This is a genomic window from Hydrogenophaga sp., assembly GCF_030651625.1.
Lineage (GTDB): Bacteria > Pseudomonadota > Gammaproteobacteria > Burkholderiales > Burkholderiaceae_C > Hydrogenophaga.
In genome coordinates, this window is sequence record NZ_JAUSCF010000030.1 from 101,370 (window position 1) to 113,795 (window position 12,426).

12 protein-coding genes are annotated in these 12,426 nt (G+C 64.0%); 7 read left to right on the top strand and 5 right to left on the bottom strand.

What is annotated here, in order from left to right; translation table 11 throughout:
* Positions 1–50: 50 nt before the first annotated feature.
* Positions 51–1,208 carry a PhaM family polyhydroxyalkanoate granule multifunctional regulatory protein gene (locus tag Q7V46_RS14115; protein ID WP_304914188.1) on the bottom strand — a complete coding sequence of 386 codons (1,158 nt, stop codon included), beginning with the start codon at positions 1,206–1,208 and terminating at the stop codon, positions 51–53.
* 19 nt (positions 1,209–1,227) lie between these two features.
* Positions 1,228–2,067 carry an enoyl-CoA hydratase/isomerase family protein gene (locus Q7V46_RS14120; protein WP_370690347.1) on the bottom strand — a complete coding sequence of 280 codons (840 nt, stop codon included), beginning with the start codon at positions 2,065–2,067 and terminating at the stop codon, positions 1,228–1,230.
* A 102-nt stretch (positions 2,068–2,169) separates the two neighbouring features.
* On the opposite strand from Q7V46_RS14120, the gene Q7V46_RS14125 reads away from it, so the two are divergent.
* Together Q7V46_RS14125 and Q7V46_RS14130 are read left to right on the top strand one after the other, a co-directional pair.
* Positions 2,170–2,523, top strand: coding sequence for a TraR/DksA family transcriptional regulator (locus Q7V46_RS14125; RefSeq protein ID WP_304914189.1), 354 nt, complete (start codon positions 2,170–2,172; stop codon positions 2,521–2,523).
* Positions 2,524–2,807: 284 nt separating this feature from the next.
* Positions 2,808–3,245, top strand: a complete 438-nt coding sequence (locus Q7V46_RS14130; RefSeq protein ID WP_304914190.1) for a VOC family protein — start codon at positions 2,808–2,810, stop codon at positions 3,243–3,245.
* 317 nt (positions 3,246–3,562) lie between these two features.
* Here Q7V46_RS14130 and Q7V46_RS14135 read toward each other — a convergent pair whose 3' ends face one another.
* A complete protein-coding gene (locus tag Q7V46_RS14135; protein ID WP_304914191.1) occupies positions 3,563–4,573 on the bottom strand; it encodes a fumarylacetoacetate hydrolase family protein in 1,011 nt (336 codons plus the stop codon).
* A gap of 231 nt (positions 4,574–4,804) precedes the next feature.
* Here Q7V46_RS14135 and Q7V46_RS14140 point away from each other — a divergent pair, with 231 nt between their 5' ends.
* The 4 genes from Q7V46_RS14140 to Q7V46_RS14155 all read left to right on the top strand — a co-directional run bounded on the left by Q7V46_RS14140 (position 4,805) and on the right by Q7V46_RS14155 (position 8,764).
* Positions 4,805–5,698 carry an IclR family transcriptional regulator gene (locus tag Q7V46_RS14140; RefSeq protein WP_304914192.1) on the top strand — a complete coding sequence of 298 codons (894 nt, stop codon included), beginning with the start codon at positions 4,805–4,807 and terminating at the stop codon, positions 5,696–5,698.
* Positions 5,699–5,703: 5 nt separating this feature from the next.
* On the top strand, positions 5,704–6,960 hold the full coding sequence (locus Q7V46_RS14145) for a DUF3108 domain-containing protein (protein ID WP_304914193.1): 1,257 nt from the start codon (positions 5,704–5,706) through the stop codon (positions 6,958–6,960).
* 213 nt (positions 6,961–7,173) lie between these two features.
* Positions 7,174–7,458, top strand: coding sequence for a DUF3567 domain-containing protein (locus Q7V46_RS14150; protein WP_304914194.1), 285 nt, complete (start codon positions 7,174–7,176; stop codon positions 7,456–7,458).
* A 154-nt stretch (positions 7,459–7,612) separates the two neighbouring features.
* Positions 7,613–8,764, top strand: a complete 1,152-nt coding sequence (locus Q7V46_RS14155; protein ID WP_304914195.1) for an ABC transporter substrate-binding protein — start codon at positions 7,613–7,615, stop codon at positions 8,762–8,764.
* Between the two features lie 2 nt (positions 8,765–8,766).
* Here the strand turns inward: Q7V46_RS14155 and Q7V46_RS14160 are convergent, their stop codons facing one another.
* Positions 8,767–9,852 carry an AbrB family transcriptional regulator gene (locus Q7V46_RS14160; protein ID WP_370690350.1) on the bottom strand — a complete coding sequence of 362 codons (1,086 nt, stop codon included), beginning with the start codon at positions 9,850–9,852 and terminating at the stop codon, positions 8,767–8,769.
* Between the two features lie 60 nt (positions 9,853–9,912).
* Here Q7V46_RS14160 and Q7V46_RS14165 point away from each other — a divergent pair, with 60 nt between their 5' ends.
* A complete protein-coding gene (locus tag Q7V46_RS14165) occupies positions 9,913–10,785 on the top strand; it encodes a ChaN family lipoprotein (protein ID WP_304914197.1) in 873 nt (290 codons plus the stop codon).
* Positions 10,786–10,967: 182 nt separating this feature from the next.
* Here the strand turns inward: Q7V46_RS14165 and Q7V46_RS14170 are convergent, their stop codons facing one another.
* Entirely contained in the window at positions 10,968–12,308 is a 1,341-nt protein-coding gene (locus Q7V46_RS14170) for an aminotransferase class III-fold pyridoxal phosphate-dependent enzyme (protein ID WP_304914198.1), read from the bottom strand.
* Positions 12,309–12,426 lie beyond the last annotated feature (118 nt).

Consider the following 12,426-nt stretch of genomic DNA (forward strand, 5'->3'; position numbering starts at 1 on the left):
GGAATCAAGCCCTGCGGCGCAGGGCAATGGCAAGAACACGGGCAATGGATTCAACGGCGGCGGGAAGGAGCAGCGGCCTTCTTGCCTGGTGCCTTCCTGGCTGCGGTTTTTTTCACAGCAGGTTTGGCTGGCGCTTTTTTGGTCGCAGTCTTGGTGGCTGGTTTTCTGGCAGGTGACTTGGCGCTGGTGGCAGGCGCAGGGGCTGTTTGAAAACCCGGGAAGAAGGCCGTGGGCAGTTGCCAGTCGCCCGCCGCCATGGGCTGGGTGACCACTGGCCCTCGTGCCTGGGCCGGTGCGGGTGCCTTGCTGGTGGGCGCCTTCCGCGATGTCGCCTTGCGTCCGCTGGAGACCGCGCGCACCGCCGCCTTGCCCATCCCGGCCGCAGCACCCACATTGCGTGCCACGTGCGAGGTGACCGCCCGGGTCGCCTTGCCCGCCATGCCGGTGGTGGTCTTGACCGCCTGCTCGGTGAGTCCGCTGGCGACCTTGCGGGTGGTGTCGAGCGTGGTTTGCTTGGCCACGTCCTTCATGGCGTTGGTGGCGATGTTCTGGAATTGCTGGGACAACGCGCCCCACCATTGCAAAGGGTCGATGGTGCCGCCTGCAGGGGCGCCGTCTGCGGGCGCCTTGGGCGCCGCAGAGCGCCTGGCTGCCCTGCGCACGACGGGAGGCGGCGGCTCTTCAGCCTCTTCCTCTTCTTCCATGTCTTCTTCCATGTCTTCTTCGATGTCTTCTTCGGACTCTTCTTCGTCTACAGGCTCGGGAGGCGGCGCGGGCATGCCGTAGGTTCGTTCAGGGATTTCAAGACCTGCAAACTGGGTCGCACCGGATGCGGATGCCGGCGGCGCGCCTGTGAAGCTGGCCATGCTGTCGGCGGCCTTGATCTTGAGCGCGTTGGCCACGTCACCCAGGCTGAAGTTCATGGTCTTCAAGGTGGCCAGCGTCATCTTCTGGACTTCGAGCGCCTGGATGGTGGCGCCCAGCGCCTTGGCGTTCTGGTCCAGCCAGAAATGCACAGCCCTGAGTTCTTCGATGCGCTTTTCCAGATCTTCCACGTTAAAGGTGGGCGCCACCCAGTTGCCCAGGTTGGGCAGTTGCGGAATGCTATTTCCCAACCCCTGGGCCACACCGCCCGCCGCCTGGCCGGCCAGGTTCTGAAGGAATTCGAAACCGGGCACGAATTTGCCGAAACCGCTGGCGTCGCTCATGGGTGTCTCCTGGTGTTGCTCAGCCGTCCACGCCATAACGGGGTGCACGGCGTTCCCGCAAGGATGCCACACCTTCGCGCACATCGGGACCGGCAAAACCCATGAATTCCAGTGCCAGCGACGTGTCGAAAGCCGGTCCGGCCTGTCGCAGCCAGTTGTTGAGCGAGTACTTGGTCCAGCGAATGGCGGTCTGGCTGCCGCTGGCAAGGCGGTCGGCCACCTCATAGGCCTTGTCGATCAGCGCGTCGTCCTCCACGGCCAGCGACACCAGGCCAATGCGCTCGGCCTCTTCACCACTGATGGGGTCGCACAGCATGAGGTAGTACTTGGCCTTGGCCATGCCGCACAGCAATGGCCAAACGATGGCAGCGTGATCGCCTGCCGCCACGCCCAGGCGGGTATGACCGTCCACGATCTTCGCGCTCTTGGCTGCGATGGATATGTCGGCCAGCAACCCTGCCACCAGCCCGGCACCCACGGCCGGGCCGTGCATGGCGCTCACGATGGGTTTGTCGCAGTTGATCACGTTGTAGACCAGATCGCGCGCCTCCTTCCACACCCGGGTACGCACCTCGAAGTCGGTCGCCATGTCCTGCACCAGCGCCAGATCACCGCCGCCTGAAAATCCGATGCCGCTGCCACGCAGCACCGCGCAGCGCACGCTGTCATCGCGCCCAACGTCGCGCCAGATTTCGCTCAGCTCCCAATGCCCTTCGTGGCCAGCGGTGGGCAGCTTGCCGTTGCCGCCGGGGCCGTCGGCCCGCATCTGGATGTCGAGCACACTGGGGATACCGTCCACGCTGGGGCCTCGTCGGGTGATGGCGAGCGTCTGGTAGCGGCTGTAATCGATCGGTGTCATGAAGGTCTCCTTTGCATTTAGGGGCTCGATTGGATTGTGCTTGACCTGAATCAAGGGCACAGGCAACGTGCACCGTCAGTATCCAGCCTCAAAGGAGACACCATGAGCACACCCATTTCCGACACCTTCACAACTCAGCTGAACCAGATGCGGCGCGACCTGATTGACCGGCTCCGCGCCCAGCGTGGTGGTGCGCGCGGTCGCGCCGAGGCCGCCGCCGATGCACGCGAGATGGCCAGCGACGACTGGGCCAAGGCCGACGAGGAGTTCGACCTGAGTGTGGCACTGGAAGAGCGCGAGGCGGCCGAACTACTGGCCATCGACAACGCACTCAAACGCGTGGCCGATGGAACCTACGGTTTGTGCCTGCAATGCGGGGTGTCCATTCCCACGGCACGCCTGCATGCGCAGCCCACCGCCGAGCGCTGTGTGGAATGCCAGGCCAAAACCGAATAACACGTCATACCCCCACGCTCCGCCGCTGACGCGGGTCGCTGCCCCCCGAGGGGGCTGACCTTGCTTGGGGCGGCCCTGCGCTGCGGTCTGTTCGTTACCCCCACGCTCCGCCGCTGCGCGGGTCGCTGCCCCCCGAGGAGGCTGACCTTGCTTGGGGCGGCCCTGCGCTGCGGTCTGTTCGACCCCCCACGCTCCGCCGCTGCGCGGGTCGCTGCCCCCCGAGGGGGCTGACCTTGCTTGGGGCGGCCCTGCGCTGCGGTCTGTTGGAGGGTATGCTCCTTTGCATGAATTCTGAGACCCCCATTAGCACCCGCAGCCTTTTCCACTTCGCTTTCAACGTCACCGACCTGGACACGGCGCGACGCTTTTACGGCGGCGTGCTGGGCTGCCAGGAAGGCAGAAGCACCGACACCTGGGTCGATTTCAATTTTTTCAGTCACCAGATCTCGTTGCACCTCGGTGAACCACTGAAAACCACCCGCACCGGCCATGTGGGCGAACACCTGGTGCCCATGCCGCACTTCGGTCTGGTGCTCTTGCTGCCGGAATGGAAGGCGCTGGCCGAACGGCTGAAAACCGCCGGCACCGAGTTCGTGCTGCCTCCGCAGGTGCGTTTTGAGGGCCAGCCGGGGGAGCAGTGGACGATGTTCTTCTGCGACCCTTTTGGTAACCCGATCGAGGTCAAGGGGTTCGCGTCACTGGATCAAGTTTACGCAAGCTAGGCATCGACCAACCCCTACCACGCAGCGCCGCTCTGTGGAGGAAGTGAAGGCACGTCGCTCGAGGGGTAGTCCGATCCCGATCCCGCATTGCCGAGTGGCCGGGCTGAGCAGCGCAGCGGCGTGGGGACCAGAAATTCGCATGACCGAAGGCCGCGCAGCGGACAAGTTTGCGAATTTCCCCCACGACGCGAGCAGCGCAAGGAAGCCCGCAGGGCCCCGGACTTCGGCACGCCTTTCTTTTGGGTACTTTTCTTTGGCAAAGAAAAGTACCTCGCCCGCCGGGGCGAGACCCGGCCAAGCCAAGCTTCCGGAAGGCCCTACCCCTCCAGCGGCGCAATCTTCTGATCGATCGCGCCAAAAATGCTCTGACCGTCCTTGCCCTTCATCTCGATGCGGATGGTGTCGCCATACTTCATGAACGCGGTCGACGGTTTGCCGTCGAGGATGGTCTCGATCGCGCGCTTCTCGGCGATGCAGCTGTAACCCTTGGGCCATTCCTTTCGGCCGTCCACCTCCACGGCCTTGTTGCTCACGGTGCCGCTGCCCACGATGGAGCCGGCGCGCACCTTGCGCGTCTTGCCGATGTGCGCGATGAGCTGGCCAAAGTGGAAGGTCATTTCGGGGCCTGCTTCGCACATGCCCACCTTGCGGCCGTTCCAGGTGCTTTGCAGCGTGAGGTGCACGCGGCCGCCCTGCCAGGCATCGCCCAGCTCGTCGGGCGTTACCGCCACCGGGCTGAAGGCGGTGGCCGGCTTGCTCTGGAAAAAGCCAAAGCCCTTTGACAGTTCGGCGGGTATCAGATTGCGCAGCGACACGTCGTTGACCAGCATGAGCAGGCGCACGCTGTCAATGGCCTGCTCGGGGGTGACACACATGGGTACGTCACCGGTAACGACCGCGATTTCGGCTTCGAAGTCGATACCGTAATCTTCGCTCGGCACCACGACGGGATCGCAGGGTCCGATGAAATCGTCGCTGCCGCCCTGGTACATCAGAGGATCTTCATAGAAACTCTGGGGCACTTCGCTGTTGCGCGCTGCGCGCACCAGTTCGACATGGTTGATGTAGGCTGAGCCGTCCGCCCACTGGTAGGCGCGTGGCAGCGGCGCCATGCACATGGCAGGATCGAAGGGAAAAGCGTGCCTGGCCTTGCCGCTGTTGAGGGTGGCGTAAAGGTCTTCCAGCTGAGGCGCCAGAAAGTTCCAGTCGTCCAGCACCTGCTGAAGGCGGTCGGCGATGCCGGTCGCATAATGTGCGGTCGAGAGATCGCGCGAGACCACCACCAGTTGTCCGTCGCGTGAGCCGTCTTTGTATGTGGCGAGTTTCATGCAAGTCTCCTGCTGCAGTTGGGTTGGGATGTCCTGATTTTGACCTTGGGCATCCACAGGCTGCAGCCCGGGATCGATGAACGGCCAAAATTACGAATAGTGAAATTAATTAACCTATACGTAAGGCCGAAATTCTAGCTGAAAGCCTGAAAATGTGTGCCCGGTCCGCCTGAAGGCGCACGGAACCCGCTTGCACCCACCGTATCCAAGTCAAGCCCAACCCACCTCTACATGCCTGCTTCAACCTTCAGCGATGCCCGCGCCAAGCGCACCACTTCCCGCACGCCCCCCGCAGAAAGCCCAGACGACGCGGAGCAGTTGCGTGCGGGTATCCAGTCGGTGGAAGTGGGCTTTGCACTGCTTGACGCGCTGGCTCAGGCCACAGGTGCGCTCATGCTGCGCGACCTGGCCGCCGCCGCCGGCATGAGCGCTGCCAAGGCGCACCGGTACCTGGTCAGCTTCCAGCGCATGGGCCTGGTCCTGCAAGACCCGGTGAGCACCCGCTACGACCTCGGTCCTGCCGCGCTGCGACTGGGACTGGCCAGCCTGAGCCGGATCGACGCGGTGAAGCTCGCGCGTGATCGCATCGCCACCCTGCTGGCCGAAACCGGCCATACGCTGGCCATTGCGGTTTGGGGAAACCAGGGCCCCACGATGGTGCACTGGATGGAAGCCCCCCAGACTGTGCCGGTCACGCTGCGGCTGGGTGATGTCATGCCTCTGCTCACCTCGGCCACGGGCCGGTGTTTTGCCGCCTTCATGGGCAATGAAGGTCGCGATGCACAGCGCATCGGACCCATGATGCGGGAAGAGCTCGCGCGGCTGAAAAAGCTGCCTCGCAATGGCCTGCCGCTGGAGGACGTTCCCCAATCGATTCAGGAAGTGCAGGCCTTGCTGGAAGAAACCCGGCATCGTGGCCTGGGTCGCGTGGTGCACAGCCTGTTGCCTGGCGTCGGCGGCTTCTGTGCCCCGGTATTTGACGCACAGGGCCGGCTCGCATTGGGTCTGGTTGTGCTGGGTTCGGTGGCCACACTGGACACCCGCTGGGATAGCCTGCCCGCCCAGTCTGTGCTGCGCTGCGCGCGCCAGCTCAGTGCCGACCTGGGACACAACCCGGTAACCTGACACACGTGAGATCCCCCTCGGAACGCACCTCCTCTGCGCCGCGCTGGCACACGCTGTCTGCGCTGACCGTCGGCGTGCTACTCGCTCACCTGTATGTTCTGACCGGCGGTTGGCCCAGCGGGATCGGCCCAGATCAGGCAGCGTCCTCAGGCGGCTCGCCGAACGCTGCGTCACCTGCCACGCTCACCGCCCAGATCACCCCTGCGGACACGGCGCCCGCCCTGCCCGCACCCATCACCTCCAGTCGGGTGCGCTGGATCCTGCCCAAGCCGCCAGAGCCAGCACCACCGCCAGAGATCAAGGCGCCACCACCCACACCCCGGCAAGCGCCACCGCCGCCCGCCGCCGAACGCCCCCCCGAAGTGGATCCCCCGCCTCCAATCCTGCAAACACCACAGGCGTTGAACGACGAGCCCGCCCAGTTGCCGATGGAAGCGCAGCCGGCCGACCCCGCCGAAGCTTGGATGGCGGAGCCGATCGGTGCGCCAGACCTGACCACCCAGGAGCGGCCTGGTACCGGCCTGGCGGCCGATCCCGCAGCCACCGCCGGCCCTGGCGGACTGCCCGCGCCCCGGCCGGAAGACCCGGTACCCGTCGAGCCGGTGGTCGCCGAACCAGCACTGCCTCCTGCGCAGGTGCCTCCCAGCATGCGCCTGCTGTACGAGGTCACCGGGCGCGTGAAAGGCATCAACTACAACGCCAGTGGCTCCCTGAACTGGGAGAACCAGGATGACCGCTATGAAGCGCACATGGTGGTGCGCGCCTTTCTGGCTGGCAGCCGTGAACAGACCAGCGTGGGTTCGGTGGCGTCCACCGGCCTGGTTCCGGAGCGATTCGGGGACAAGAGCCGCAGTGAACGGGCCGCCCATTTCGATGGTCCGAACCAGCGCATCCGCTTCAGCAACAACGCACCCGACGCCACCTGGCTCGCTGGGGGCCAGGATCGACTGAGCGTTTTCATGCAACTGGCAGCCCTCTTGCAAGCACAGCCTGAGGCCTACCCGCCTGGCACTTTCGTCAACCTGCAGGTCGCTGGGCCGGGCGACGCCGAAATCTGGCGCTTTGAAATGGGCGCGGAGCAAACGCTGACCTTGCCTGCGGGGGAGTTGAAGGTTCGACACATCAAACGCGCCCCCAGAAAACCCTTCGACACCCAGACCGAGCTGTGGCTGGCACCCCAGTTGAACCATTTGCCCGCTCGCCTGCGCATCACACAGCACAACGGCGACCACGTCGAACAATCGCTTCGCTACTTCCCTTGACGGTGGCCTTTATCTCCCTCGCAACGCGGCGCGGGCGATGCATACCCTCCCTGATGCATGGATAAAGGGCAGAAATGTGCCCAAAAACAGACGCATCTTGAAATTGGCGTGAACGTTGCCATGTAAACCTCACTCTCACCTGCAGTTCCCGCATCAATTGCCGATATAAGTTCAACAGGCACACTGGTTTCCCATTTCAAGGATTTTTCAGTCATGAACATGCTCTACGACTCGGACGCCTTCGCCGTTGTCCACATCCTTGCCAATGCTCCACTGGAAGGCGATCTCACGCCTTCGGATGGTCCCCAGATCCCGCGCCACGGCTTCGAGATCGTGGACAAGCGTTCGGGCAAAGAGGTCTACCTGGACGGTTCATGGGCAGAAATGTTCCAGAGCCAGATCACTGTGTGGCAACAAAGCATGCCATCCCAGGAAGAAGTCGAAGACACACTGGAAGGCTACGCCACCCTGGCGCAGATGCCTGTGGTGATGCACTGATCAAACCACGCAAGAACCCGCGTCTCCTAAAGCCGACAGATCTCAACGATCTGTCGGCTTTTTCACGCTTGCGTTGCTTGAATGCGCCGGGCATGGCCGGCAATGCTTTAGCAGCTCTAGACTGAATGAAATCGAAGCCCTTTGAATTGATTTCATGAACAAAACCAACACCTTTAGCCGCTGGTTGCTGTCCGCAGGCATGGTCGGTTTGCTGGCCTGCACCAGTGCACACGCCGAAGATGGCATCACAGCCCGGGAAATCCTGATAGGCCAGAGCATCACGCTTCAGGCCGGGAAGAACGATTACGGCATGGCCGTGCTGGACGGCATCCAGACCCACCTTGCACAGGTGAACCGCCAGGGGGGCGTTGCGGGCAGAAGAATCGTGGTGAAGGTGCTGGATGACAACAACAGTTCAGCCCAGGCGGAGGCGAATGCGCGGCAGTTGATCTCCCAGGACAAAGTTTTCATTGTTTTCGGCTCCATTGAGGGTGGGCCATCCACGGCCGTGATGAAAGCCACCAACGATCTCAATGTGCCCTTCTTTGGTCCGATGGCTGGCTCACCCACCCTGCGCACCCCTCATCAGCCACTGGTGTTCCCCGTCAGGGCCGAGCACAAGGACGAGTTCCAGGCGCTGATGGCGCACGCAAAGAGCCTGGGAATGAGTCGCATCGCGTTCTTTCGGTCTGACTCTGAAACCGGACAACAGCACCTTGACAATGTGCGCAAGCTCAGCCAATCCCTGGGCCTCGATCTGGTGGCCGACTTGCCGTTCAAGTCCGATGTGGACGATGCAGGGATCAACGCCATGGTGGACCAACTCGGCCGAAGCGGCGCGCAGGTGGTGTTCAACCACGGCGGTATCGGTGTCTACGAGAGACTCATCCGAAAGACCCGGGACCGGCAAATCAAGGTCCAGTTCTACGCCGTGAACTCCGGTTCAACCAACCTCGCGGCCAGTCTGGGTGCACTTGCGCATGGCATGATCTTTGCCCAGGTGATGCCCAGTCCCTGGGAGCGCAAGTCTGCACTGACCCGCGCCTACCAGGATGCATTCAAGGCGTACAAGCCTGGTCAGGACTTTTCATATGGCAGCCTCGAGGGATACATGACGGCCCGGGCGTTGGTGGAAGCGCTTCAGCGCGCGGGCACCAACCCTACCCGGGCGAGCTTCGTGGCCGGCTTGAAGAACGCCGATCTGCAGATCGAAGGGATGAAACTGGCCTACCGCGAAGGCGGCCATACCGGGCTGACATTGGTGGACCTGGCCATCTACACACGCGAAGGCAAGTTCCGGCACTGAGCTCAGGGAGCCGGCAGCCGGCCCGCATACCACCAGCGGTACACCGGTTCGGCCAGCACCAGCACGGCCACGAGGCGGCACACCTGAAACGCGGTGACCACGGGCACCCCCAGTTGCAGCACTTTGGCGGTGATCGCCATTTCGGCGATGCCGCCGGGCGAGGTGCCCAGAATCAGGGTGGCTGGATGCAGACCGGTGAGCGCCGAGAGCAGCCACGCGAACCCCGCACACAAAAGCATCATGGCCACACTGGCCACGGCCACCGAGGCCAGCCACCGGGGCGCTGTGTGCAGGAAGGCGGGGGTGAAACGCACGCCCAGACTCACGCCAATCACCAGTTGTGCCGCATTGGACAGCCCGGTCGGAATCGCCGAGAGCGTCACACCTGAGAGCGTGATGGCCATGGTGACCACCAGTGCGCCCATGAACCAGGGATTGGCTCGTCCCAGTTGCGTCATGACCCAGGCCCCTGCAAACGTGGCGAGCGCCAGCACCGCCAGACCTTGCCAATGCCAGTCGCGCACCGCAGCGGGCAGGGTATCCAGCGCGTCGACACCCCAGATCTGCATGGCAAAAGGAATGGAAAGCGTGACCAGCAAGACCCGCAGGCTGTGCGTCGCGGCCACCAGGTCCGTGCGCGCGCCATGGCGTTCGGCGATCAGCGTCATCTCCGAAGCACCGCCGATCGCACCCGCAAAGTAGGTGGTGCACCGCAGTTCCGCCTGGCTGAGCCCAGGCAGGTGGTGTGCGTGCAGGCGGTGCAACCAGCCGCCAAAAGCAAGCCCCAGCGCCAGAGCCCAGGCGATGCCCAGCGCGATCGCCCACCAGAGACCCGCCACCAGCTTGCCCACCTCTGGCGTGAAATACAGCCCCAGTGCGGCACCGATCACCCATTGCCCGGTGTTGCGAAACGGCGCCCAGCTCTCGGTCGGGGCACCGAGTACCGACAACAGCGAAGTGGCCAGCAAGGGCCCTATCATCCAGGGAATGGGCGTGGCCAGCCACACACAGACCTGGGCAGCCACCAGCGCCAGCAACAACGTCAGCGCGACACGCCAGGGCGAGGCAGGAGGGAGAAAATGGGTTATGGTCACAGTGATTGAAAAAGGCCAGCAAACGCCATCAGGCGGGCGACGTAGTATCCACACATGAACTGTCGAAGCGCTGTCACACATGGCTTGTTTGGGGCCTGCATGGCTGTGGGCGCGCTGCCACTGGGTGGCTGCACGCTGGCCGAGCCTTTGCAGACCCCGGCGGCACCGAATCCGGCACGCACCGCCAGCGACATGCTCGAACGCACCATGCCCACGCCGCTGTTGCTGCTGGGTGAACAGCACGACGCGCCGGACCATCAGCGGCTGCAGCGCGAACTCGTGCGGCAACTGGCGTCGCGGGGGGAGCTTGGCGCCGTGGTACTGGAAATGGCGCCGCGCGGACGCTCCACCAGCGGCCTTGCACCCGACGCCACCGAAGATCAGGCCAAAGAGGCCCTCGACTGGAACCAGGCCAATGGCGGCTGGCCATGGCCGGTGTACGGACCGGTTGTGATGACCGCGGTAAGGGCCGGCGTACCCGTGTTCGGAGGCAATCTGCCCCGGGCTGAAATGGCCGCGGCGATGAACCACACCGCGCTGGATCAACTGCTGGACCGGGATGCACTCCTCGAACAGCAGGCCAACATTCGCAAGGGCCACTGTGACCTGCTGCCCGAGGCCCAGATTGCGCCCATGACCCGCATCCAGATCGCCCGTGACCAGTCGATGGCGCTGACCGCGACATCGGCCCTCAAAAGGGGACAGACCGTCTTGCTGGTGGCAGGCAACGAGCATGTCCGGCGTGATCTGGGCGTGCCGCGTTTCCTGCCAGCGCGACAGGCCTTCAGGGTGGTGCAGTCCCGTGCACAGCCGAACACCCTCGAAGACCCGGTGGCCACCACCTCGCAGGCCGACCTTCTGTGGACCTCACCACCGCAGCCGCCACGCGATCACTGCGCCGAGATGAAGCGGCAAATGGCGCGCTGAGAAGCACCCGGTTCTTCAGGCAAGCGCCGAAGGTGCTCAGGTGATGGCGCGCGGCGCGGCAGGATGACCCCATCCCTTTGCGGAGTGAAGTGACCCATTCCAGAGGCTCCGTCGGGCCGGCGCTACCGGACGACTGGTATCGCCCCCTTCAGGGGATGGCGCGCAAGCGCTGCGGGGGTGTGTCAAGCACTCCGCCGGATCGCATCGGCCAGCACGCCCACCATGGTTTCGATGTGACCGCGCTCGACGATGTAGGGCGGTGCAAACACCAGGTTCTCGCCCGCATTGCGCACCAGCACGCCGCGGTGGTAGCAGTCCATGAACACGTCGAAAGCGCGTTTGCCCGGCAGACCGGCGATGGGCGCGAGTTCGACCGCAGCGGCCAGCCCCAGGCTGCGGATGCCGATCACGTTCGGCAGCCCCTTGAGCGCGGCGTGCATGGCGTCACCCAGCACCGGTGCCATTTCGCCGGCGCGCTCGAACAGCTTCTCTTCGCGGAACAGGTCGAGGGTGGCGATGGCAGCGGCACAGGCCACCGGATGGCCTGAATAGGTGTAGCCGTGAAAGAATTCGATGGCGTGCTCCGGCGCGTTGCCGTGGGCGCCCATCATGGCGTCATAGATGCGGTCGGTGCAGACCACGCCACCGAGCGGGAACACGCCGTTGGTGACCGCCTTCGCAAAGTTCAGCATGTCGGGTTGCACGCCGTAGTGGTCTGATGCGAAGGCCGTGCCCAGCCGACCGAAGCCGGTGATCACCTCGTCGAAGATCAGCAGGATGCCGTGCTTGTCGCAGATCTCGCGCAGCCGCTTCAGGTAGCCCTGTGGCGGGATGTACCAGCCGGCGCTGCCGGCCACCGGCTCCACGATCACGGCCGCGATGTTGCTCGGATCGTGCAGTGGCAGGATGCGGTTTTCCAGCTCCAGCAGCAGGTCCTCCTCCCACACCGGTTCCTGGTTGTGGATGTAGGCGTGCTTCAGCGGATCATGGATGAAACGCAGGTGGTCCACGCGCGGCAGCAGGCTGGTGCCATAGACCTTTCGGTTGGCCGGAATGCCTCCCACCGACATGCCGCCAAAGCCCACGCCGTGGTAACCGCGTTCGCGGCCGATGAAGATGTTGCGGTGACCCTCGCCGCGCGCGCGGTGGTAGGCCAGCGCCACCTTCATGGAGGTGTCGGCTGCCTCGGAGCCGGAATTGCAGAACAGCACCTTGTTCAGGTCACCCGGCGCCATGGCGGCGATCATTTCGGCGGCGCGAAACGCCTTGTCGTTGCTCACACTGAACGCAGTGGCGTAGTCCAGCGTATCGAGCTGTTTCTTGATGGCTTCGTTGATCGGCTTGCGGTTGTGGCCGGCGCCCACGCACCAGAGGCTGGAAATACCGTCGATGACCTGGCGGCCGTCGTGTGTTGTGAAGTGCATGCCGTCGGCGGCCACGAACACCCGGGGGTCCTTCTGGAAGCTGCGGTTGGGCGTGAAGGGCAACCACTGGTTGTCCATACGGAGGTCGTTGTAGGCCATGTCGGTGCTCCTGGGGTACGAAGATCGCCAATTCTGGCAGGTCCAAAGGCCTTCGGGGGCACCACTGCCCACGGCGGCGACGGACCCATCGCCAGGCATCCTGCGACAATCGGTCGGC

Coding starts and splice junctions, on each gene's coding strand:
- Q7V46_RS14115 (WP_304914188.1), bottom strand. CDS start 1,208: ATGAGCGACGCCAGCGGTTTCGGCAAATTCGTGCCCGGTTTCGAATTC.
- Q7V46_RS14120 (WP_370690347.1), bottom strand. CDS start 2,067: ATGACACCGATCGATTACAGCCGCTACCAGACGCTCGCCATCACCCGA.
- Q7V46_RS14125 (WP_304914189.1), top strand. CDS start 2,170: ATGAGCACACCCATTTCCGACACCTTCACAACTCAGCTGAACCAGATG.
- Q7V46_RS14130 (WP_304914190.1), top strand. CDS start 2,808: ATGAATTCTGAGACCCCCATTAGCACCCGCAGCCTTTTCCACTTCGCT.
- Q7V46_RS14135 (WP_304914191.1), bottom strand. CDS start 4,573: ATGAAACTCGCCACATACAAAGACGGCTCACGCGACGGACAACTGGTG.
- Q7V46_RS14140 (WP_304914192.1), top strand. CDS start 4,805: ATGCCTGCTTCAACCTTCAGCGATGCCCGCGCCAAGCGCACCACTTCC.
- Q7V46_RS14150 (WP_304914194.1), top strand. CDS start 7,174: ATGAACATGCTCTACGACTCGGACGCCTTCGCCGTTGTCCACATCCTT.
- Q7V46_RS14155 (WP_304914195.1), top strand. CDS start 7,613: ATGAACAAAACCAACACCTTTAGCCGCTGGTTGCTGTCCGCAGGCATG.
- Q7V46_RS14165 (WP_304914197.1), top strand. CDS start 9,913: ATGAACTGTCGAAGCGCTGTCACACATGGCTTGTTTGGGGCCTGCATG.
- Q7V46_RS14170 (WP_304914198.1), bottom strand. CDS start 12,308: ATGGCCTACAACGACCTCCGTATGGACAACCAGTGGTTGCCCTTCACG.